Genomic DNA, 22,356 nt, shown 5'->3' with positions numbered 1-22,356 from the left:
GCCTCACTTCTTGAGCAACGGACATTTCGACTCGGAGACCGGGCGGAAGGCGTCCTCGCCCTTCACCGTCTTGATGATCTCCAAATAATCCCACGGTTCCTTGGACTGCTCGGGTGTTTTCACCTTGGCGAGATACATGTCGCGAATGACGCGGCCGTCCTCGCGCAAGCGTCCGCCATGAACGAATGTATCCTCGATCGGCAGCTCGCGCATCTTGGCCATCGCCTTGGCGGGATCATCGGTGCCGGCGGCCTTGATGGCCTTGAGATAATGCAGCACCGAGCCGTAGACGCCGGTCTGAATCATGGTCGGCATCACCTTGGTGCGCTCGTAGAATTTCCGCGACCATGCGCGGGTCGCCTCGTCCATGTTCCAGTACGAGGCCGTGGTCATGTAGGTACCCTGCGCGGATTTGAGGCCGATCGCGTGGACATCGGTGTCGAACATCAGGAGGCCGACCAGCTTCTGGCCACCCTGCACCAGGCCGAACTCGCCGGACTGCTTGATGGCATTGTCGGTGTCCTGGCCCGCATTGGCGAAAGCGACGACGTCCGATTTCGAGCTTTGCGCCTGGAGTGCAAAGGACGAGAAATCGGCCGTATTGGTGGGGTGCTTCACGCCGCCCAAAACCTTGCCGCCCATCTCGTTGATGAAGCGCGTGGCATCCTTCTCGAGCTGCTGCCCGAAGGCGTAGTCGGCGGTGATGAAGTACCAGGATTTTCCGCCTTCCTTGATCACGGCGGAGGCCGTCACCTTCGACAGCGCGTAGGTATCGTAGGTGAAGTGCACGGTGTTCGGGCTGCAAAGCTCGTCGGTCAGCGAACTCGCGCCGGGCCCGGAGAGCAGCGCAATCTTGTTGCGCTCGCGCACCATATTGTGGACGGCGATCGCGATGCCGGAATTGGGGATGTCGACGACGGCATCGACCTTGCCGTTGTCGAACCAGCCGCGCACAATCTGCACGCCAACATCGGTCTTCATCTGGTGATCGGCGCTGATGATCTCGATCGGCTTGCCGAGCACGGTGGGCCCGAATTCCTCCAAGGCCATTTTCGCGGCCTCCACGGAGCCCGGCCCGCTGTTGTCGCGGCCCCAGCTCGACAGATCCGTCAGCACGCCGATCCGCACGGCGTCGTCGGAGATTTGCGCGTTCGCAACGGTGGTCATGGCAGCCGAAGTCATGGCCGCGAGCATGGCGCAGGCCAAAAACCCTCTCATCGTCGTTCCCTCTCGTTTATGGGCGCGCTTGGCGCGGCCGGTTATTGTGGCAGCAAGTTAGATATTAGCAAATAAGTTTGTCAATGGAGAATAAAGGCTCCGCGTCGTCTTGGCGAAGGCCGGGACCCATACCGCGTGATCTCTCGAAGTCGGGCGGTCGCAGTACCGGGGCGCCGGTCTTTGCCAAACTCCTCCCTGTGATTATGGGTCCCGGCCTTCGCCGGGACGACAGTGAGGAGGCAGTGGCGCGAAAATCTCGCATTCTGATCTTGGGAGAACTAACACTCCCGCAAGTTGCAACCGCCACAACGATTGGCCATCATGTCGCCCAGGAATCTTGGGGCGGATGGCAATGACGGCAGCATCGGGAGTCTCCACTGCGGCGGAGAAATCGACGACGGCGCATGTGGTGTGGGCAGCCGCGCTCGGCACCGCGATCGAGTGGTACGACTTCCTGATCTACGGCACGGCGGCGGCGCTCGTGCTGAACAAGCTGTTCTTCCCGAGTTTCGATCCCATGGTCGGCACGCTGGCGGCGTTCTCGACCTATGCGGTCGGCTTTGTCGCGCGGCCGATCGGCGGTGCGATCATCGGGCATTACGGCGACCGGCTCGGCCGCAAGAAGATGCTGGTCGCGACCATGTTCGCGATGGGACTGGGCACGTTCCTGATCGGTTGCCTGCCGACCTACAGCCAGATCGGCGTCTGGGCGCCAATCTTCCTCGTCATTTTGCGCTTCGTCCAGGGCATCGGGCTCGGTGGGGAGTGGAGCGGCGCGGTGGTCATGGTGGCCGAGCACGCCGGCAACCGCCGCGGCTTTTACGGCAGTCTGGTGCAGATCGGCTTCCCCGTCGGCGTCGCCGCGTCCACCGGCATTTTCGGTCTGATGACGCAGCTGCCCGAAGCGGACTTCCTGAGCTGGGGCTGGCGCGTGCCGTTTCTGATCAGCATCCTGCTCGTCGGTGTCGGCTTCATCGTGCGGCTGAAACTCGCGGAGACGCCGCACTTCAAGGAGGTGCTCGAGCGCAAGGAGGTGCTGGCGCAGCCGGTGCTGGAAGTCCTGCGCCGCGACTGGCGCAGCTTCCTGCTGGCGATCGGCATCACGGTGTCCGAAGTCGGGCTCGCTTATCTCCTCACTGTTTTCACCGTGGTCTATGCCACGACGCAGCTCGGCCTTCCGCGGCAGGTGATCCTCAACGCGGTGGTCTATGCCGCGCTCGTCGAGCTCGCGACGCTGCCCCTCGCAGGCTGGCTGTCCGACATCTTCGGCCGCAAAGCGCTGTATCTCGCCGGCGGCGTGTTCTCGGTGGCGCTGGCGTTTCCGTTGTTCTGGTTCCTCGACACCAGGGAGCCTGCGCTGATCACGCTCGCGCTCGTCGTGACGATGACACTGACGCATGCGCTGTTGTTCGGGCCGAAGGCGGCCTTCATGCCGGAGCTGTTCCGTACCCAGGTGCGCTATAGCGGCGCATCGCTGGGAGCCAACGTTGCCGCCGCGCTCAGTGGCGGCTTCTCGCCGCTGATTGCGACGGCACTGCTTGCATGGGCCGCCTCGTACCGGCCGGTGTCGGTGTATATCATCGCACTGTCGGTCATCACCATCATCGCAACGTTGATAGCGCCGGAGACCGCGCGGGACTCGCTCAGGTCCTGAGGGCCGCCTTCATCTTATGCGCGTTGCCAAAAGCCGGTGCAGCGGGGCGAATCATTAGCCGCGTTTATGCAGCGAATTTTTACTTCCAATTTTACTTCACGACCTCCCGCCCATAGCCTCCCTCGCAATTGATCACATCCGCAGCCGGTCAATGGCGACCGGTGCGCACGTTCATTGTAGCCAACGAGGGTTGCCATGCTTGACAGGGACAAGGGGACATCCACTGCCAATCCGGCGGGGACGAGCGACAAGTCTGCGAAAAAGCTGAGCAGGCGCACGCTGTTGAAGGGCGCCGCGGCGGTGGCCGGCGCGGCTGCAGGATCGGACGCGATCCGCGGATTCCCAACCATCTGGGCGCAGGAGATCAAGGACATCGAGCTGCGCCATGTCGGCGTGTCCTATTCGGTGGTGAAGGCGATCGGCGACCAGGCGGCCAAGGATCTCGGCTTCAAGGTGACGATGCAGAACCTCGACACTTCCGCCGCCATCAACCGCTTCATAAGCCAGCCAAATACGGTCGATATCGCCGATCTCGAGGGCTGGCAGGCCAAGCTCGCTGCCAAGCGCGGCGTGATCCAGGGCATCGAGGTCAAGAAGGTCAAGGAGTTCGACAACATCCTGCCGATCTTTACCAAGGGCGAGATCGACGGTCACAAGATCCCGCGCCAGGGCATCTCGCCCTACGAGGCCATGTATATCGCCAAGCCCGATTCGACCGATTTGAGCGACGGCGTGACCGAATGGGCGACCTTCCTGCCGCAGGTCTACAACGCCGACTCCATCGGCTATCGCCCCGACCTCGTCGGCCATGAAGTCACGGAATGGAAGGATCTGATCGATCCGAAATTCAAAGGCAAGGCCGCGATCCTCGACGTGCCCGCAATCGGCATCATGGACGCCGCGCTCTGCTTCGAAAGCGCCGGGCTGATCAAGTACGGAAACAAAGGCAACATGACCAAGGAGGAGATCGACTTCACCTGCAACAAGCTGATCGAGCTCAAGAAGCAGGGCCAGTTCCGCGCGACCTGGACCACCTTCGACCAGTCGGTGCAGCTGATGGCGGCGGGCGAAGTGGTCATCCAGTCGATGTGGTCGCCGGCGGTTGCCGCGGTACGCGTGAAGGAAATCCCCTGCGTCTACGCGCCGGTCAACATCAAGAACGGAAAGGAAGGCTATCGCGGCTGGTGCAACGGCATGGGCCTGATGAAACATCTCTCCGGCAGGAAGCTGGACGCGGCCTACGAATATCTCAACTGGTATCTGTCGGGCTGGCAGGGCGGTTTCGTCGCGCGCTACGGCTATTACAGCCCGGTCCCTTCGACTGCGAAGAAATTCCTCACGGCGGCCGAATGGGCGTTCTGGTACGAGGGCCAGCCCGCGCCCGAGGTGGTCAACGACCCCTATGGCGTGCCGATGGAGAAGAGCGGCACCAAGCGTGACGGCGGCTCGTTCCTCGACCGCGTCAAGAACATCTCCTGCTGGAACACGCTGATGGACGAAGCCGCCTACATGAACAAGCGCTGGAACGACTTCAAGGTGGCCTGAAACCTGCTTTCCCTGACGTGAACGAAGCGCCGGCGCGGCGATGCGCCGGTGCCAAATGACCGACTTCGAGGCGTTTGCCGACATGCAGCCAAGTCTTAGTCCAGCTCAAACCCCACCACGCGCAAATCTCGCCGGCTGGCTCTACGTGTCGCCGCTCGTGCTGGTGCTTGTACCGTTCTTCGTGGCGCCGATCCTGGTCGTGCTGGCCGCGAGCTTCTTCGCCACCGACGGCTTCGGCGGGCTGACGCCGGGCTTCACGCTCGCAAGCTATGTCGAGGTGCTGCATTCGGCGCTGACGCTGAAGCTGTATCTGGCGACGATCAAGTTCACGTTGCTGACCTGGATCTTCACGCTGATCATCGGCTTCTTCGTCGCATACTTCCTGGTTTTCCACGTCCGCAACCAACTACTGGCGATTGGCCTGTTCCTGCTCTGCACGGTGCCGTTCTGGACCTCGAACATCATCCGGATGATTTCCTGGATTCCGCTGCTCGGCAAGGAAGGCCTGATCAACCAGGCGCTGCTGGGACTCGGTGTGATCCGCCAGCCGCTTGAGGTGCTGCTGTTCTCCGACCTTGCGGTGGTCATCGCCTATGTCCATCAGCTCACCATTTTCATGATCGTGCCGATCTTCAATTCCATGGCACGGATCGACAAGAAGCTGATCGAGGCCGCGATCGATGCCGGCGCCAGTCGTTTCGACATCATGCGGCTGATCGTGGTGCCGATGTCCAAGAGCGGCATCGCCCTCGGCACCATCTTCGTCGTCTCGATCGTGATGGGCGATTTCTTCGTGGTCAAGGTGATGTCCGGCGGCGGCTCGGCCTCTGTGGTCAGCGCCTTCTACGAGGATGTCGGCGTGCTGCAATATCCGACCGCGGCGGCGAGCGCAGTATTGCTGACGCTGGTGCTGGTCGCGATCGTCTCGCTGATCCTGCGCACGGTCGACATCAGGCAGGAGATCACGCGATGAGTGCGGTTCTCGCCGACATGCCCAAGGCTGATGTGTCAAAGGCGATCGCGCCGGTGACAAAGGCGATTGCGCCGAGCAAGGGCGGTCGGCCGTGGACGTTCTATGTTCTGGCGACACTGTTCGCGTTCTATGTGATTGCGCTGTACGGCCCGATGTTCTGTATCTACGTCCTGTCGTTCCAGGACATCCGTGGCGGCCTCGTGTTCCCGATGAAGGGCACTTCGCTGCACTGGTTCGTCGATCTCTTCACCCAAGTGCGGACCGGCGACGTCAAGGGCTCGTTCGATCGTTCGATCAAGCTCGCGATCATCGTCACTATCATCACAGTGGTGGTGTCGTTCCTGGCCGGGCTCGGTTTTCGCAAGCGCTTTCGCGGCGACACCGTCGTGTTCTACATGATGATCGGCAGCCTGGTCGCACCGGGACTCGTGCTCGGCCTCGGTACCGGTCTGTTGTTCCAGGCCCTCGGCCTCAATGCGAGCTGGTACACCTCGGCGCTCGGCGCGCAACTGTCATGGACGCTGCCGTTCGGCGTGCTCGTGATGTTCGCGGTGATGTCGCGCTTCAACCACGTCTGGGAGGAGGCGGCCTACGACCTCGGCGCCAGCCGTTGGCAGTCGATCCGGCTGGTGATGATCCCGGTGCTGGCACCCGGCCTGGTGGCGGTCGCGCTGTTCGGCTTCACGCTCTCCTACGACGAGTTCGCCCGCAGCCTCCAGACCGCGGGCTCGCTCAACACGCTGCCGCTGGAGATCTGGAGCATGACGCTGAACGTCACCTCGCCTTCGCTCTATGCGCTCGGCACCGTGACTACCATCGTCTCCTTCATTGTCATCGGCGCGAGCCTGGGCAGCATCGTGCTGATCCAGAAGAAGCGCGGCAGCAGCACAAAGGGTTGAGCTGGGAAATGAAGAGCGATCGCGGCGATATCGAACTGGCGGGCGTCTGCAAGAGCTTTGACGGAGTCGGCAATGTGGTCGACGGCGTCAACCTCAAGATCGCCGACGGCGCCTATTGCTGCTTCATCGGCCCCTCCGGCTGCGGCAAGACCACGATACTGCGCATGATCGCCGGCCACGAGGACCCGACCGCCGGCGAGATCGTGATCGGCGGCCAGAACGTCGTCGGGCTCGCGCCGGTGCAGCGGCGCACCGCGATGATGTTTCAGTCCTACGCGTTGTTCCCGCATCTCACCGTGCGCGAGAACATCGCCTTTGCGCTCCGCGTGCGCGGCATGTCGAAGGCCGATCGCCTCCGCGCAGCCGATGCCATGATCGAGAAGGTGCATCTGACGCAATTCGCCGACCGCCTTCCAGCGCAGCTCTCCGGCGGCCAGCAGCAGCGCGTGGCGCTGGCGCGTGCCGCGATCACCGAGCCGAGGGTCCTGTTGCTCGACGAGCCGCTGTCCGCGCTCGACGAACAGCTCCGCGTGCAGATGCGTCAGGAGCTCAGGCGAATGCAGCAGGAGCTCGGCATCACCTTCGTCCACGTGACCCACACCCAGCTCGAGGCGATCGCGCTCGCCGATCTCGTGGTGGTGATGGAGCAAGGCAGAATCAAGCAGGCGGGCGCGGCACGCGATGTCTACGCCCATCCGCATGATCGTTACGTCGCCGAGTTCATGGGCGGGCAGAACGTGCTGTCGGGACGGGTCGAGAAGGTCAACGGTTCGACCTTTACGCTCGCACAGGCCGCGCCTGATGGCATCGAGGTCCCGCTTCAGGCGCGGTCCACGGTCAGCGTCGGCGACAAGATCGACATCGCCGTGCGCCGCGACGATGTCGCGCTGGTCCGGCCGGGCAGGGCGCTGCCGCCGGGCTGCTCCACCTCGCTGCCGAGTCGCGTGCTCGCGATCGAATACCAGGGCTATTTCGTCAAGGTCATGCTCGACACCGTGCCGGACGACGCGTTCGTGGCCTACGTGCCGGAAAAGACTTTCTTCGCGGATCCCTTCACCGTCGGCGATGTCGTGATGGCCACATGGGCCACCGGCAGCGCGCTTCCACTCGCCTAAAGACCCGTCGCGCACAGGAGTATGATCGTGCAGATATCCTTCACACTCAACGGACGGCCGACAACTGTGGATGTCGAACCGGCGACGCTGGTCGCCGAGCTGCTGCGCGAGCGGCTCAACCTCACCGGCACCCATATCGGCTGTGACACCAGCCAGTGCGGCGCCTGTGTCGTGCACCTCGACGGCCTGCCGGTGAAGAGCTGTACGCTGCTTGCGCCCGCGCTCGACGGTGCGACGCTGCTCACCATCGAGGGCCTGCAAGGTGTGCCGGGTTCGAACCGGCTGCATCCGATGCAAGAGGCATTTCGCGAGCATCACGGTCTGCAATGCGGCTTTTGCACACCCGGCATGCTGATGACGGCGGTGGCGCTCGCGGCCGAGAAGCCGAACCTGACGGAGGTCGACGTCCGTCACGGCCTCGAAGGCAATATCTGCCGCTGCACCGGCTATCAGAACATCGTCATCTCGGTCATGGCAGGCGCCGCCGCCATGAACGTGGCCAAGGGAGAGTGACCATGGGCCATGTGATCGGGATCGGCGCTTCACCTAAACGGAAAGAGGACCAGCGCTTCCTCACCGGACGCGGCAGTTACGTCTCCGACATCAAGCGTCCGGGCATGACGGCGGGTGTGTTCGTGCGCTCGCCGCACGGACACGCGATCCTGCGCGGCATCGACAAGAGTGCGGCCCTGGCATCGCCCGGCGTCATCGCGGTGCTGACCGGCGAGGATGCCGCCGCCGACAAGCTGGGCTCGCTGCCCTGCGGCTGGGGTATCTCGGATGCCAAGGGCGTGCCGATGAAGGAGCCGCCGTTCCCGATGCTGGCGCAGGGCAAGGTGCGCTTCGTCGGCGACATGGTGGCTTTCGTCGTCGCGGAGACGCCGGCGCAGGCCGGCGCGGCAGCCGAGCTGCTGACAGTCGATTACGAGGTGCTGCCCTCGGTGGTCGGCGTGCTCGAAGCCGTGCGGCCCGGCGCGCCGCAACTGTTCGACGACGTTCCGAACAACATCTGTTGCGATTGGGAGCTCGGCGACAAGGCCGCGGTCGAGACCGCCTTCCGGAAGGCGGCCCATGTCGCAAAGCTCAGCCTCGTCAACAACCGGTTGATCGGCAACCCGATGGAGCCGCGCGCGGCGATCGCCGAATACGAGCCCGGCACGGATCGCTTCACGCTTTGGACCACCAGCCAGTTCCCGCATGTCGTGCGCTTCCTGATGGGCGCGCTGGTGCTGAACATTCCGCAGCACAAGCTACGCGTGGTCGCGCCCGATGTCGGCGGCGGCTTTGGCGTCAAGCAGTTCCACTACGGCGAAGAGGCCGTGATTACCTGGGCCGCCAAGCGCGTGATGCGGCCGATCAAATGGGTCGCGAGCCGGTCGGAAGGCTACGTCTCCGATCGCCACGGCCGCGATCACGTCACCGAGGCCGAACTCGCACTGGACGAGACCGGAAAATTTCTGGCCTTCCGTGTCAACACGCTCGCCAATATGGGCGGCTATCTCTCGACCTTCGGACCGAACATCCCGACCAATCTCTACGGACCGCTGCTCGGCGGCGTCTACACCACGCCAGCGATCTACTGCAACGTGAAGGTGGTGTTCACGAACACGGTTCCGGTCGACGCGTATCGCGGCGCGGGCCGACCCGAGGCGACCTTCGTGCTGGAGCGCATCGTCGACGTCGCAGCCAGCGAGATGGGCATCGACCGCGTCGAGATCCGCCGACGCAACATGATCCCGAAGGGGGCCTACCCGTATCAGACGCCGGTGCTGGTGCAGTACGATTCCGGCGATCCGATGGGGTGTCTCGACGGCGCTCTTGTCGCGGCCGACGTCAAGAACTTCGGTATCCGCAAGGCGGAGTCGGCGCGCAGGGGCAAATTCCGTGGACTCGGCTACTCGACCTATGTCGAGGCCTGCGGCCTCGCGCCGTCACGCTTCGCGGGGCGATTGGGCGCGCGTGGCGGGCTCTATGAGAGTGCCACCGTGCGGGTGCATCCGACCGGCCAGGTCACGGTCATGATCGGCACGCACAATCACGGCCAGGGCCACGAGACGACGTTCGCGCAGATCGTCTCGGAAAAGCTCGGCGTCGCGTTTGACAATGTCGACATCGTGTTCGGCGATACCGATCGCGTGCAGTTTGGCATGGGTACCTATGGCTCGCGATCGCTGGTGGTCGGCGGCGCGGCGCTGTCGAAGGCGACGGACAAGGTGGTCGCGAAAGGCAAGAAGATCGCGGCGCATCTGCTTGAAGCGGCCGAAGTGGATATCCAGTTCGAGGCCGGAAAATTCTCGGTCGCGGGCACCGACCGCATGAGGACGTTCGAGGAGATCGCGGGCGCCGCCTACGTGCCGCACGACTATCCGCTCGAAGTGCTGGAGCCGGGGCTCGAAGAGCAGGCTTATTATGATCCCGTCAACTTCACCTATCCCGGCGGCTGCCACATTGCCGAGGTCGAGATCGACCCGGAGACCGGCACGGTGACGCTGGTCAATTACACCGCGGTGGACGACGTCGGCACTGTCATCAACCCGATGATCGTGGAGGGCCAGTTGCACGGCGGCATCGTGCAGGGCGTCGGTCAGGCGCTGTACGAGAACGCGGTCTATGACGAGGGCTCGGGCCAGCTGCTATCGGGCTCGCTGATGGACTATTGCATGCCGCGCGCCGACCACATGCCGATGATGAACATCGCGACCCATTCGACGCTGTGTACGCACACGCCGATGGGCGTGAAGGGCTGCGGCGAGGTCGGCACCATCGGTTCGCCGGCCGCCGTCATCAACGCGGTGGTCGATGCGCTGTCGCATCTCGGCGTCACCCATGTCGACATGCCGGCAACGCCGAACCGGATCTGGCGCCTGCTGCAGAACGCGTCGCTGCCGGTCGCTGCGGAATAGGGAGGATGACAATGAAGCCGTTTGCCTATCACCAGCCGGACCGGATTCCCGACGCTGCCAAACTGCTGACCTCGATCGAAGACAGCAAGCTCCTCGCCGGCGGCATGACGCTGATCCCGACGCTGAAGCAGCGGCTCGCCAGTCCGCCAGCCCTAGTCGACCTGTCGAGGCTCGGAGATCTGAAGGGCATCACCAACGACGGCGGCACCATCACCATCGGTGCAATGACGCCACATGGCATGGTAGCAGCCTCGAAGCTGGTGCAGACGAAGATCCCGGGTCTCGCCGCGCTGGCCTCGATGATCGGCGATCCCGCCGTACGCATCCGCGGCACTATCGGTGGCTCCGTCGCGAACAACGATCCGTCGGCCGATTATCCGGCAGGTGTGCTCGGATTGGGCGCGACCATCGTCACCAGCACGCGCGAGATCGCGGCCGACGGGTTCTTCCGTGGTCTGTTCGAGACCGCGCTTGAACCTGGCGAGATCATCACGGCGATCCGCTTTCCCGTGCCGCTCAGGGCGGGCTACGCCAAGTTCAAGGCGCCGGCGTCGCGCTATGCGCTGGTCGGCGTGTTCGTCGCGAAATTCGCCGATGGTGTTCGCGTGGCCGTGACCGGCGCGGGCTCCGGCGTATTCCGCGTTCCCCCGATGGAAGAAGCACTGTCGCGAAATTTCGATCCGTCCGCGATCGCGGCGATCAGGATCGACACCGACGGTCTCACCTCCGATGTCCACGCCGAAGCCGACTACCGTGCACATCTCGTCACGGTCATGGCCAAGCGCGCCGTCGACGCGGCGCTCAGCTAGCTCTTTTAGGGTTGATGATGACTGATGGTTCCGGCCGAACGGCCTTCCCGCCGGTGCCGACTGGCCTTGGCTCGCTTTCCGCAACCGAGATCCTGGCCGGCTACCGGCGCAAGGCGTTCACTCCGCGCGATGTCGTCGACGACACCATTGCCGCACTGGAGGCGACGAACGAGGCCTGCAACGCGGTGGTGACGCCGATGTACGGGCAGGCGAGGGCGGAGGCCGACCGTCTCACCAGGGAGATGCGCGCCGGCGAGACCAAGGGAGCGCTCGCCGGTGTCCCCGTCACGATCAAGGACCTGGTCTTTGTCGCGGGCGTGCCGGCCTATGGCGGCTCACCGATGAACAAGGCGTTCGTGCCCGATGTCGACGCGGCGGTTGTCTCAGCGCTGAAGGAAGCGGGTGCGATCGTCACCTGCAAGACCACGACCTGCGAGTCCGGTTACAAGTTGACGGCGGACAGCCCGGTCACCGGCACCACGCGCAATCCCTGGAACCCGGGTCGCACCAGTGGCGGATCGAGCGGCGGCGCGGCGGCGGGCGTTGCCGCCGGCTGCGGTCCGATCGCGATCGGAACCGATGGGGTCGGCTCGATCCGCGTGCCCTCGTCCTTCTGCGGTGTGTTTGGCCTGAAGCCGACCTTTGGCCTGGTGCCCCGTTCGCCCGGCTTCTCGCCACCGTCCTGGGGCTCGCTCGCGCATACCGGGCCGATTACGCGCACGGTCGCGGATGCCGCGCTGACGCTGGAGATCATCGCTGCTTACGATCTGCGCGATCCCGCGAGCCTGCCGGTGGCGGCGCGTCGGTTCGATACGAAGGCCGCGCCGTTGAACGGCATTCGCATCGGCGCCAGCGTCGATCTCGGCTACGCCGCGGTCAGCCCCGATGTGCGCGCGGCGTTCGGCAAGGCGCTGGCCATTCTCGATGCCTGCGGCGCGCAGGTCACCATGGATGGTCCGGGCCTCGATCCCGGGATCCTGGAGCACACGCTGAAGCCGATCGCCTTTACCGAACAGGCGGGCGCGGTCTCGAGCAAGACCACGGCCGATCTCGCCAGCTCCGAAGCAGATTATCTTGACGTCATCAGTGCCGGCAGGCGCTACAGCGGCACGGACTATATCGAAGCAGGGTATCGCCGCGCCCAGGCTCGCAGCAGCTTCCTGAAGCTGTTCGAGCGCGTCGATGCGCTGGTGACGCCGACCGTCGCGGTGACCGCGTTCGAGGCCGGCCGCCTCGGCGTCGACACGATCGACGGCGGCAATGTCGATCCGCATCTCGGCTGGTCGCCCTTCACCTGGCCGATCAATCTCGCCGGCCTTCCGGCCGCGACGCTGCCCTGCGGCTTCGATCGCGATGGGCTGCCGATCGGCTTGCAGATCGTCGCTCCCTGGCTCGACGAGCCCACGATCTTCCGCATCGCCGCTGCGTTCGAAGCGGCCCAGCCATGGGCGGCGTTCTGGCCGCAGCTGGCGTTGCGCGAACCGGATCGTGCCCGCGCGAAGGCGTGAGCCGAACCCGGCCTGGAGCGGGCCGGCCGCGTCCTGCCGGTCGGCCTCTGCGCCCGAAAAATTTTTCGAGGGGCCCTCTTGAAGTCGACTTGCGTTCTTCTAAGTCATTTTCGCCGCGAGAGCGGTGTGCCGGGTGCCCGCGAGGGGCCCGGAGCGGGCGCCGGGCCGGTGTCTTTGGACCCGTCTAAAACCCTGTCCTGCGCTCCTTCGTATCCATCTTGCTCTTTGGAGGACTTGGTTATGAGGACCACGTTTGACTTCGCGCCCCTGTGGCGCTCCACCGTCGGCTTCGATCATCTGGCGGGTCTCGTCGACAGCGCGCTGCGCCAGGCGAGCGAAGACAACTATCCCCCCTATAACATCGAACGCTCCGGCGAAGATCACTACCGGATCAGCCTCGCTGTGGCGGGCTTTGGCGTCAACGATATCACGGTGACGGCCGAACAGAATGCGCTGACCGTCGAGGGCAAGAAGCCCGAAGGTGCGACGGGCGAATATCTGTACCAGGGTATCGCCGCACGGCCGTTCCGGCGCGTGTTCAACCTGGCCGATTATGTCCAGGTGAAGCAGGCGTCCTTCCAGGACGGCCTCTTGATCATCGACCTCGTCCGTGAGGTTCCGGAAGCGATGAAGCCGCGCCGGATCCAGATCGCGGGCGCGGCCTCTCCTGCAACTCAGATCGAGCAGAAGAAAGCAGCCTAAGCGCTCGATCGAGGGGAATGGTGGAACGCGGCGCTCAGATATGCGCGCCGCGCTCCCACATGCATGAGAGAACGGCCATTCGATCATCAGCACATCCATCCCTTCGAAAGGAGCGTCAGGGGAGGCCCAACCGATGACAAACGTGAATACGAATTCCGGAAATCTCAACCCGCTGTTTCATCCCGCGGTTCACTACGGTTCGCCCGCGGATGTCCTGAATGCAAAGGAGCTCTCCACGCCGGAGAAGCGGATCATTCTGTCGTCATGGGCGTCCGACATGTACGCCGTCGAATCCTGTCCCGCTTTGCGTGAAATTCCCGGCATGAACCGTACGATTCGGCTCGCCGATATTCTCGCGGCCCTGCGCCGGCTCGACGGCGACAATGACGACGACCCGCCGCGCGGCGGCGGCGTCCCGATGCGCTTGCGGCGGCCTTGGGCCGCCGCAGAACGGCGAGGCGCGTGATGCTCACGCAGGCCGTTCTTGCTCTGGTGCTGGTCGGCCAGGTCTCCGCGGCCTGGGCCATTCCATTTCTAGCCTTGCAAGGCTGGCTCGACGTGCCGCCAGACAAACGTGAAGCGGCTCTCTGATTTCAATCTCAGACGATGCGACTGGTCATGAAGACGATTGCTATGCGTTCGTTCTCGCTTGCGTTGCTGGTGCTGATACTGACGGCGTCACATCCCGCCGCAGGCCAGATCCCCGATCTGAAGCCGGGCGGCTCGGTGCCGACTTTGGCGCCTCTGGTTCGGCAGGTGACGCCGGCGGTGGTCAACATCTCGGTGCACGGCCGGGTACGCGAGGACAATCCGCTCTATCGTGACCCGCTGTTCCGCGAATTCTTCGACGTTCCGAGGCAGATCGAGAAGGAAGTCAGCGCGACCGGCTCCGGCGTGATCGTCGATGCCCGGAGCGGCTACGTGCTGACCAACAACCACGTGGTCGAAGGCACCTCCGCCCTCCAGATCACGACCAAGGACGGCCGGCAGTTTTCCGCAAAGGTCGTCGGCCGCGACTCGCCGACGGACGTCGCCGTGCTCCAGATCCAGAATCCGACCGGACTGAAGGCGCTTCCCCTCGGTGACAGCGACGCACTGGAAGTCGGGGACTTCGTGCTCGCGATCGGCAATCCCTTCGGCCTCGGCCAGACGGTGACGTCGGGCCTCGTCAGCGCCCTAGGCCGAACCGGCCTCGGCAAGCAGGGTTATGAAGACTTCATTCAGACCGACGCCGCTATCAATCCCGGCAATTCCGGCGGCGCGCTGGTCAGCCTGCAGGGCGAACTGGTCGGCATAAATTCGGCCATCATCTCGCCCGCTGGCGGCAATGTCGGTATTGGCTTTGCCATTCCCGTCAACATGGCGCGCAAGGTGATGGAGCAGATCATCGCCACCGGCAGGGTCGAGCGCGGTCGCATCGGCATTTCGCTGAAGGACCTCCACCCGTCCGTCAACAAGGGACGCACCGAAGGCGCGCTCATCGCCGAAGTTGCCGCGGATTCGCCGGCCGAGAAGGCTGGCCTGCACAAGGGCGACATTGTCACCACGGCGGAGGGCCGCCCGATCCGCACCGCCGCGCAGCTGCGCAATACCATTGGTCTTGCGCGGGTCGGCGACGAGGTGAAGCTCGCTCTGCTGCGCAACGGCACACCGCTCACGGTCCTCGTCCGAGTGGCTCCAGCAACCGAGCCGCGCAATGCCAATGCAGGAAGCAACCGCCTCGTTCGCTAGGCCAATCAAAGAGGATATCACCGCAGCAAGCCGGTCGCTCTTTGTCTGCGATCGTGGACCCGGGACGCAGTTTGGGACGACCGCTGCGCGAACGTCCGGATGGCTTTATCCCAGCTCGATCGGCTCGCCGCGGCCGCTGAGCTCCTCGTCGAGGCGCAGATAGTGCGCGAGATAGTCGTGCAAGGCGGTCGCCGCCTTCGAGGTCGCGCCGCTCGACTTGTAAAGCAGCAGCTCGATCTTCGGCAGCGGCGGCAGGCCCTCGTTCGGGCCGATCTCGCGCATCGCCGGCACCAGCGCGCTGCGGCCGAGTACGGTCACGGCCATGCCGGCGAAGGCCGCCGCCTGGAGGCCGCCGACGCTTTCGCTGACGCAGGCGATGCGCCAGCGCAGATTCGCACGTTCCAGCGTGTCAATCGCGTAGTCGCGATAGATGTTGCCGGGCGGCAGCAACGCCAGCGGGATAGGCCGTTCCTGGTGCGCGGAGGACTGCTCGCCGGTCATCCAGACCAGTTGCTCGCGCCGTACCACCTGGCCGCCCGTAAAATCGTTCATGCGGGTGACGAGCGCGATGTCGACATCGCCGCGCTTGACGAGGCCCACCAGCGGCGTCGAGAGCGCGCAATTGAGCTCGACCTGGACGCGCGGGAATGATTTTCGGAACACGCTGAGGATCTGCGGCAGCATGAAGGCGGCATAGAGGTCGGGCGTGCCGAGCACGACCTGACCCTCGATCTCCTGTGACGCCAGCTGCGAAATCAATTCGTCATGCAACCTCAGGATGGATTTGGCGTAGGTGAGAACCGTGGTGCCGTCCTCGCTCAGCGTGAGCCGGCGCCCGACATGCTCGAACAATTGCTTGCCGGTGAGCTCCTCCAGCCGCTGCAATTGCAGAGTGATCGCCGGCTGAGTGCGGCCCAGCCGCCGCGCGGTCTCGGTGATGCTGCCGGTCTCGACCACGGAGATCAGCGACCGGAGCATGCGGATATCGAGGCTGATGAGGTTCATGCGGCGTCCATGTCGCCCAGAATTTATGCAAGTTCCATGCTAGGGTGAAAGGGAGCCGGTTCGGAAGGCTCGGCTGCAGCCGGCCTGTTCTAAATTAGTCGACGTGCCGGTCCAGCATTGCTGGCATACTGAATATTGATTATCAGGCGGCTCGGCGCGCATTATGCGCCCAACGAACATAAAAAGGGAGCACAAGCCATGAAAGAGACATCAGCAACGCGACGGGAGCTGCTCGCAATTGCCGCGGCGGCAAGTGCTGCCTCAATCGCGGAAGTTGCGCCGGCCGCGGCGCAGGCCGGCCCGAAGCCGATCTTTCCAGTGCCGATGGTCACCATCCCGATCGTCGGCGAAACTCAGGTGTTCCAGGTCCGCCGCATCTACTGCATCGGGCGCAACTACGCGGCGCACGCGATCGAGCGCGGCTCGGACCCGAACCGCGAGCCGCCGTTCTTCTTCCAGAAGCCCACCGACGCGATCCAGAACGTCGCCGTGGGCGAAGTCGCCGATCATCCCTATCCGTCGCTGACCAAGAACTATCACCACGAGGTCGAGCTGGTCGCCGCGCTGAAATCCGGCGGCAGCAACATCCCGGCCGAGAAGGCGCTCGACCACGTCTATGGCTACGCGCTCGGCCTCGACATGACCCGGCGCGATCTCCAGAACGGGATGGCCGCGGAGAAGAAGCCGTGGGAGATCGGCAAGAGCTTTGACCACGCCGCGGTGATCGGCCCGATCCACCCGGCCAGCAAGACCGGGCATTTCGACAAGGGCGCCATCTCGCTGGCGATCAACGGGACGGTGAAGCAGAGCTCGGATCTCAGCAAGATGATCTGGAGCGTGGCCGAGCAAATCGCAAAACTGTCGGAAGCGTTCGAGCTGAAGGCCGGCGACATCATCTATTCCGGCACGCCGGAGAATGTCGGCCCGGTCGTGAAGGGCGACGTGCTGTTGTGCAAGCTCGACGGCTTGCCGGATATGTCGATCAAGATCGTCTAACGCTCCCCTCTCCCCGCCTGCGGAAAGTGAGGGGCCGGACGTTTCGCTTCGTCATGCCCGGGCTTGTCCCGGGCATCCACGTTTTGGGTGCCGGTTGCGTGGAAGCCCTGGATGGCCGGGACAAGCCCGGCCACGACGACGCTGAGAGTGGCTTCGATCCCATCTGTCGCAGCGCGGCGTCCTGATCTAACTCTGGCCGAGGATCTTCTTTGCGGCGCGAAGATGCGGCTTGTCGATCATCTGGCCGTCGAGGCGCAGCGTGCCGGAGTTCGGATTGCTCGCGAACGCCGCGATCACCTTCTCGGCCCAATTGCGCTCGGCTTCGGTCGGCTCGAACGCCGCGTTGACCACGTCGACGTGCTTGGGATGGATCAGCGCTTTCGCCGAAAAACCGTCACGCCGCGCCGCGCGCGTTTCCTGTTCGAGTCCGGTGAGATTGTCGATGTCGGTATAGACGGTGTCGATCGGCGCGACCTCGGCCGCGGCGGCCGCCATCAGGCAGAGATCGCGGGCCAGACGATAAGGGCTGTGGAACACGCCGCCCGCCGCTTTCTCAGTCGCGCCGAGCGAGGCCGAGAGATCTTCCGCGCCCCACATCAGGCCCGCGAGGCGAGGAGAGCAGCCCTTGTAGCTGCCGAGCCCGAAGATCGAAGCTGCGGTTTCGGTCGCGACGCAGACGATGCGTGTTGAGCCAATGGCGATACCAGCCGCAGCTTCCAAAGCTTCCAGCCAGGTCGCGACCTGTCGCACGTCGTCGCCGCCCTGCGATTTCGGCAGCACGATGCCGTCGGGCTGGCCCGGAATCACCGCGGCAAGGTCGGCGAGCGTCATGCCGGTGTCGAGCGCGTTGACGCGGACATAGAGCTGGTGGGGCTTGTTGCGGCCCTTCAGCATCGTCAGCGTCAACCCGCGCGCCTCCGGCTTCTTGTCGGTGACGACGGAATCTTCGAGATCGATGATCAGCGCGTCGGCGTTGCCTTCGCTGGCCTTCTCGAATTTGCGCGGGGAGTCGCCCGGCACGAACAGCATCGAACGCATCAGACCGGCCTCTTGTGCATCATCGCCATGCGGCGGCATTTGCCGACGATCTCGTCGTTCTGGTTGAGAGCGTGGTGCTCGAACTCGACGATGCCCGCCTTGGGGCGCGATTTGGATTCCCGCAACGAAAGCACCTTTGTCGTCGCCCGCAGCGTATCGCCATGGAAGACCGGTTTCGGAAAAGTGACGTCCGTCATGCCGAGATTGGCAACGGTGGTCCCCATGGTCGTATCATAGACCGTCATGCCGATCATGATGCCGAGGGTGTAAAGGCTGTTGAAAATGCGCTGGCCGAACTCGGTCTGGGCCGAAAAATGTGCGTCGATGTGCAGCGGCTGCGGATTGAGCGTCAGCAGGCTGAACAGGGTGTTGTCCATCTCCGTGACGGTCCGCGTCAGGGGATGCCTGAACTCCTGGCCCACCGAAAACTCCTCGAAATAAAGTCCGGCCATCGCGGTTTCCTCCCTGCGAAATAACGGCGCGCTCGCATCCTCGCGCCGCATGACCCTATGCATGCTACACACAGTTGATAGGGAAATTCACGTATCTGTACCCTGCTTTTCAAGTTAAAGAACGCAAGCGAAGGCACGTTCGGGCGCACCAATCCGCCACGGCCTTCGCGTGGGGAACGCGACGAGGGGGAGATTGCGCGTTCGCTTCTCCCAAGAAGGAGATCAAGAATATGGATTTCGCGCTCACCGCTCAGCAGGAAGCCATTCGCGACGCCGTCGCAAAGGTTTGCGAAGACTTTCCCGACGCCTATTGGCTGAAGAAGGACCACGACGGCGGCTTCCCGCACGACTTTCACAAGGCCATGGCGGACGCCGGCTGGCTCGGCATCTGCGTGCCGGAGGAATATGGCGGCTCCGGCCTCGGCATCACCGAAGCCGCGATTATGATGCGCGCCATCGCGGAATCCGGCGCCGGCATGTCCGGCGCCTCCGCGGTGCACATCAACGTGTTCGGTCTCAATCCCGTGGTCGTGTTCGGCACCGAGGAACAGCGCAAGCGCATGCTGCCGCCGATGGTCGAGGGCCGCGAGAAGGCGTGCTTTGCCGTGACCGAGCCCAACACCGGCCTCAACACCACACAGCTCAAGACCCGAGCGGTGGCCAAGAACGACCGCTATATCGTCAACGGCCAGAAGGTGTGGATCTCCACCGCGCAGGTCGCGCACAAGATCCTGCTGCTGGCGCGCACCACGCCGCTGGAGGACGTGCGCTCGCCGACGCATGGGCTGAGCCTGTTCTATACGGACTTCGACCGCAACAGGATCAAGGTCCACGAGATCGAGAAGATGGGCCGCAAGGTCGTCGATTCCAACGAGCTGTTCTTCGAGGACTTTGAAATCCCGATGGAGGATCGCATCGGCGAAGAGGGCAAAGGCTTCCAGTACATTCTCGAAGGCATGAACCCCGAGCGCATTCTCATCGCCGCGGAAGCCGTCGGCCTCGGCAAGCTCGCGCTGTCGCGCGCGACCGAATACGCCAAGACCCGCGTGGTGTTCAACCGGCCGATCGGCAAGAACCAGGGCATTCAGCATCCGCTGGCTGTAAACTGGGTCGAGCTCGAGGCGGCCTGGTTGATGGTGATGTCGGCGGCCTGGCAATACGACAAGGGCATGCCTTGCGGTGGCGCCGCCAATGCCGCGAAATACATTGCGGGTGAGGCCGGATATCACGCCTGCGAGCAGGCGGTGATGACCCATGGCGGTTTTGGCTATGCCAAGGAGTTTCACGTCGAGCGTTACTTGCGTGAAGTTCTGATTCCGCGCATCGCGCCGGTCAGCCCGCAGCTTGCGCTGAGCTTCATCGCGGAAAAGGTGCTTGGACTGGCCAAGTCATACTAAGCTCGAACACGTACCATTGCCGGGCGCCGCGATATTCGCGCCCGATCACCGTGACGCGCTACGGCAGAGCTATTCGGCCGCGATCCGGTCCATCGCCATGGCCCGAAGCCGGGCGCGCTGGATCTTGACGCCGTTCGCGCTGTCGGTGACGGGGAAGGCCTCCACGACGTAGATCCGAGCCGGGACCTTGTAGCCGGCGAGCCGCTCGCGCAGGCGCGCGATCAGCGCGTCCTGCCGCGGCGGCTCGTGGTGGGTTTCCCGAGCGGGGATCACGAAGGCAACGCAGCGTGCGTTTCCCTTCAGATCGACCGCGACGACCTGGGCGTCGGCCACGCCAGCGCACGATTTGAGTTCGTCCTCGATCTCGCCGGGCGCAACCAGGAAGCCGCCGAGCCGCATGGCGTCGCCCGCGCGGGTTTCGTAGACGAAGGAGCCGTCGCCGCGCAGCTGGCCGATATCGCCGGTGCGGAAGAAGCCGTCCGCGGTGAAGGCGTCGCGCGTCGCGTCGGGATTGTTGTAGTAGCCGAGAAAGAGTGACGGCGCACGGATCTCGATCTCGCCGGAGACGCCGCGAGGGGCGAGTTCGCCGGTCTCGGTGTCGCGCACCCGGACCTTGGCCTCCGGCGACATCGGCCAGCCGCCGCCCTCGATGCGATCGGCGAAGCCATCACTCGAGCGTGCGATCGAGAACAGCGCCTGCACCTCGCTCGAACCGTAGAGGCCGTGCAACGGCATGCCGCGCGCTTCGGCCTCCGCCGCAAGCTCGCGCCAGCCGGGCTGGAACGCGGCAAAGCCGCATGCCTCGAGATGCGGAAATGGATGCGGCGCGTCGGTGAGGGCGAGGATGCGGCGGAACATCTCGTCGGAACCAAAGGCGTGCGTGATCCCGCACTCGCGGAGAATCTTCAGCGCCGGCGCGGCCTCGAAGGCGTCGAGCGCATGGACGGCCGCGCCCGCTGCGACGAAGCCGAGCAGGCTCGTCATGCCAAAAGTGCCGCAGAACGGCAGCATCGCCAGCAGCGCATGGCGCTGCGGCGAGAGTTTGAGCGCCTTGGCAACGGCGGCGGCGTGCGTGGCCAATGTTCGCTGTGAATGCGCGACAAGCTTCGGTCCCTTGGTGGTGCCCGACGTCGTGTAGAGCAGCAGAGGCAGACCGACGTCCTCCTCCTCCGGCGTAGCCGGCGGATAAGGCTTGTCGAAGGCGTCGAAGCGTACGCATGGCCATTGGGCGGGAATCTCATCCGCGCCGACCACCGCGAGTTCTCGCAGCGCGGGCACCTCGTCCTTGGCGACGTCGGCGAGAATAGCGGCAAAGTCGATCGAGCGGAACGCGGCTTCGATCACCATCACACGGGCGCCGGACAGCTTCAGGAGATGCGCGACCTCCGCGCTGCGGTAGCGTGTATTGACGGCGGCGACGATTGCCCCACGCCGGGCGGCGGCGAACAGCAGTGCGATCCATTCGATCCGGTTGACCAGCCAGACCGCGACGACGTCGCCCTTGCCGATACCGCGCGCGGCAAGCCAGGCGGCGGTCTGCTCGATCTGTTCCGAGAATTCGGCGCGCGAAACCAGCGTGCCGTCGAACACGAAGGCGGGATCAGCGGCCGCCTCGGCCCGGATCAGCGATTGCAGCGAGAATTCATTGGCGCTCATGGCAACCGGACTAACCCGACCGCGCGAACCTGTCTACTTGGTGCCGAACATCCGGTCGCCGGCGTCGCCCAACCCCGGCACGATGTAGCCGTGGTCGTTGAGCCGCTCGTCGATCGCGGCGGTCCAGACCGGCACGTCCGGATGCTCGCTCTGGAACTGCGCGATACCTTCAGGCGCGGCCAGAAGGCAGACGAAGCGGATGTCGCGGGCGCCGCGCGCCTTCAGCAGCGAGGCGCCGGCGCAGGCCGAGTTGCCGGTCGCCAGCATCGGATCCATCAGGATCACGGTGCGATCCGACAGGTCCTGCGGCGCCTTGAAGTAATACTCCACGGCCTGCAACGTATCAGGATCGCGGTAGAGCCCGATATGAGCGATGCGCGCCGAGGGCATCAACGCCAGCATGCCGTCGAGGAAGCCGACGCCGGCGCGCAGGATCGGCGCCAGCGTGAGCTTCTTGCCGGCGATCTTGGGCGCCCGCATCGGCGCAATCGGCGTCTCGATCTCGACCAGCTCCAGCGGCAGGTCGCGCGTCACCTCGTAGCCGAGCAGCATCCCGATCTCGTTCAGGATTTCGCGAAAGCTCTTGGTCGAGCGGTCCTTCTCCCGCATCAGGGAGAGCTTGTGCTGGACCAGGGGATGGGCGACCACGTTGACGTTGCTGATGCTCATGAAACCGATCTACACGGTTCCGTGAAACTGCGCCAGATCGGCCGAGTGTTTTTGGTGTGGGAGACGTGCCCTCAGCCGGGCGTCGC

The 22,356-nt window shown here is 64.3% G+C and carries 21 protein-coding genes; 15 read left to right on the top strand and 6 right to left on the bottom strand.

What is annotated here, in order from left to right:
• Positions 1–3: 3 nt before the first annotated feature.
• On the bottom strand, positions 4–1,218 hold the full coding sequence (locus IVB50_RS06630; protein WP_085351926.1) for an ABC transporter substrate-binding protein: 1,215 nt from the start codon (positions 1,216–1,218) through the stop codon (positions 4–6).
• Between the two features lie 352 nt (positions 1,219–1,570).
• Between IVB50_RS06630 and IVB50_RS06625 the strand changes: the two genes are divergently transcribed.
• The 13 genes from IVB50_RS06625 (at position 1,571) to IVB50_RS06570 (ending at position 15,057) form a co-directional block, all read left to right on the top strand.
• Positions 1,571–2,872: an MFS transporter gene (locus IVB50_RS06625; protein WP_204512143.1), complete on the top strand. Its 1,302-nt coding sequence runs from the start codon at positions 1,571–1,573 to the stop codon at positions 2,870–2,872.
• A 195-nt stretch (positions 2,873–3,067) separates the two neighbouring features.
• Positions 3,068–4,417 (top strand): extracellular solute-binding protein, encoded by a 1,350-nt coding sequence (locus tag IVB50_RS06620; protein ID WP_247295053.1) that lies wholly within the window; start codon positions 3,068–3,070, stop codon positions 4,415–4,417.
• Between the two features lie 55 nt (positions 4,418–4,472).
• The gene (locus IVB50_RS06615; RefSeq protein WP_085361515.1) at positions 4,473–5,390 is read left to right on the top strand and encodes an ABC transporter permease; all 918 of its coding nucleotides are present in this window, start codon (positions 4,473–4,475) and stop codon (positions 5,388–5,390) included.
• Entirely contained in the window at positions 5,387–6,289 is a 903-nt protein-coding gene (locus IVB50_RS06610) for an ABC transporter permease (protein WP_018454025.1), read from the top strand. Before IVB50_RS06615 ends, IVB50_RS06610 begins: the two co-directional genes overlap by 4 nt.
• Before the next feature lie 8 nt (positions 6,290–6,297).
• Positions 6,298–7,404, top strand: a complete 1,107-nt coding sequence (locus IVB50_RS06605) for an ABC transporter ATP-binding protein (RefSeq protein WP_085395710.1) — start codon at positions 6,298–6,300, stop codon at positions 7,402–7,404.
• A 21-nt stretch (positions 7,405–7,425) separates the two neighbouring features.
• A complete protein-coding gene (locus tag IVB50_RS06600; protein WP_247295051.1) occupies positions 7,426–7,917 on the top strand; it encodes a (2Fe-2S)-binding protein in 492 nt (163 codons plus the stop codon).
• 2 nt (positions 7,918–7,919) lie between these two features.
• On the top strand, positions 7,920–10,307 hold the full coding sequence (locus tag IVB50_RS06595; RefSeq protein WP_247295049.1) for a xanthine dehydrogenase family protein molybdopterin-binding subunit: 2,388 nt from the start codon (positions 7,920–7,922) through the stop codon (positions 10,305–10,307).
• A gap of 11 nt (positions 10,308–10,318) precedes the next feature.
• Positions 10,319–11,116, top strand: coding sequence for a xanthine dehydrogenase family protein subunit M (locus IVB50_RS06590; protein WP_247295047.1), 798 nt, complete (start codon positions 10,319–10,321; stop codon positions 11,114–11,116).
• 17 nt (positions 11,117–11,133) lie between these two features.
• Positions 11,134–12,624: an amidase family protein gene (locus IVB50_RS06585; RefSeq protein ID WP_085352025.1), complete on the top strand. Its 1,491-nt coding sequence runs from the start codon at positions 11,134–11,136 to the stop codon at positions 12,622–12,624.
• A gap of 240 nt (positions 12,625–12,864) precedes the next feature.
• Positions 12,865–13,326, top strand: coding sequence for an Hsp20 family protein (locus IVB50_RS06580; RefSeq protein ID WP_018454031.1), 462 nt, complete (start codon positions 12,865–12,867; stop codon positions 13,324–13,326).
• A 133-nt stretch (positions 13,327–13,459) separates the two neighbouring features.
• Complete coding sequence (locus tag IVB50_RS06575) at positions 13,460–13,792, top strand: hypothetical protein (RefSeq protein WP_085395707.1); 333 nt, start codon at positions 13,460–13,462, stop codon at positions 13,790–13,792.
• On the top strand, positions 13,792–13,917 hold the full coding sequence (locus IVB50_RS42380) for a hypothetical protein (protein ID WP_018454033.1): 126 nt from the start codon (positions 13,792–13,794) through the stop codon (positions 13,915–13,917). The genes IVB50_RS06575 and IVB50_RS42380 overlap by 1 nt, the downstream gene beginning before the upstream one ends.
• Positions 13,918–13,944: 27 nt before the next feature.
• Positions 13,945–15,057 (top strand): trypsin-like peptidase domain-containing protein, encoded by a 1,113-nt coding sequence (locus IVB50_RS06570; protein WP_018454034.1) that lies wholly within the window; start codon positions 13,945–13,947, stop codon positions 15,055–15,057.
• Positions 15,058–15,162: 105 nt separating this feature from the next.
• Here IVB50_RS06570 and IVB50_RS06565 read toward each other — a convergent pair whose 3' ends face one another.
• Positions 15,163–16,062 (bottom strand): LysR substrate-binding domain-containing protein, encoded by a 900-nt coding sequence (locus tag IVB50_RS06565; RefSeq protein ID WP_018454035.1) that lies wholly within the window; start codon positions 16,060–16,062, stop codon positions 15,163–15,165.
• Between the two features lie 198 nt (positions 16,063–16,260).
• Between IVB50_RS06565 and IVB50_RS06560 the strand changes: the two genes are divergently transcribed.
• Positions 16,261–17,058, top strand: a complete 798-nt coding sequence (locus IVB50_RS06560) for a fumarylacetoacetate hydrolase family protein (RefSeq protein ID WP_085361511.1) — start codon at positions 16,261–16,263, stop codon at positions 17,056–17,058.
• A 186-nt stretch (positions 17,059–17,244) separates the two neighbouring features.
• Here the strand turns inward: IVB50_RS06560 and IVB50_RS06555 are convergent, their stop codons facing one another.
• Both IVB50_RS06555 and IVB50_RS06550 read right to left on the bottom strand, forming a co-directional pair.
• On the bottom strand, positions 17,245–18,096 hold the full coding sequence (locus IVB50_RS06555; RefSeq protein ID WP_162496395.1) for a CoA ester lyase: 852 nt from the start codon (positions 18,094–18,096) through the stop codon (positions 17,245–17,247).
• Entirely contained in the window at positions 18,096–18,599 is a 504-nt protein-coding gene (locus tag IVB50_RS06550) for a MaoC/PaaZ C-terminal domain-containing protein (protein WP_018454038.1), read from the bottom strand. The genes IVB50_RS06555 and IVB50_RS06550 overlap by 1 nt, the downstream gene beginning before the upstream one ends.
• 179 nt (positions 18,600–18,778) lie before the next feature.
• On the opposite strand from IVB50_RS06550, the gene IVB50_RS06545 reads away from it, so the two are divergent.
• On the top strand, positions 18,779–19,945 hold the full coding sequence (locus tag IVB50_RS06545) for an acyl-CoA dehydrogenase family protein (RefSeq protein WP_007613843.1): 1,167 nt from the start codon (positions 18,779–18,781) through the stop codon (positions 19,943–19,945).
• A gap of 69 nt (positions 19,946–20,014) precedes the next feature.
• Here IVB50_RS06545 and IVB50_RS06540 read toward each other — a convergent pair whose 3' ends face one another.
• Positions 20,015–21,601: an AMP-binding protein gene (locus tag IVB50_RS06540; RefSeq protein ID WP_247295044.1), complete on the bottom strand. Its 1,587-nt coding sequence runs from the start codon at positions 21,599–21,601 to the stop codon at positions 20,015–20,017.
• Positions 21,602–21,634: 33 nt separating this feature from the next.
• A complete protein-coding gene (gene upp / locus IVB50_RS06535; protein ID WP_018454040.1) occupies positions 21,635–22,270 on the bottom strand; it encodes a uracil phosphoribosyltransferase in 636 nt (211 codons plus the stop codon).
• Positions 22,271–22,356: the final 86 nt, after the last annotated feature.

The organism is Bradyrhizobium sp. 87 (assembly GCF_023073015.1).
Classification (GTDB): Bacteria; Pseudomonadota; Alphaproteobacteria; order Rhizobiales; family Xanthobacteraceae; genus Bradyrhizobium; species Bradyrhizobium canariense_D.
This window is presented reverse-complemented; position numbering and strand designations above follow the sequence as displayed.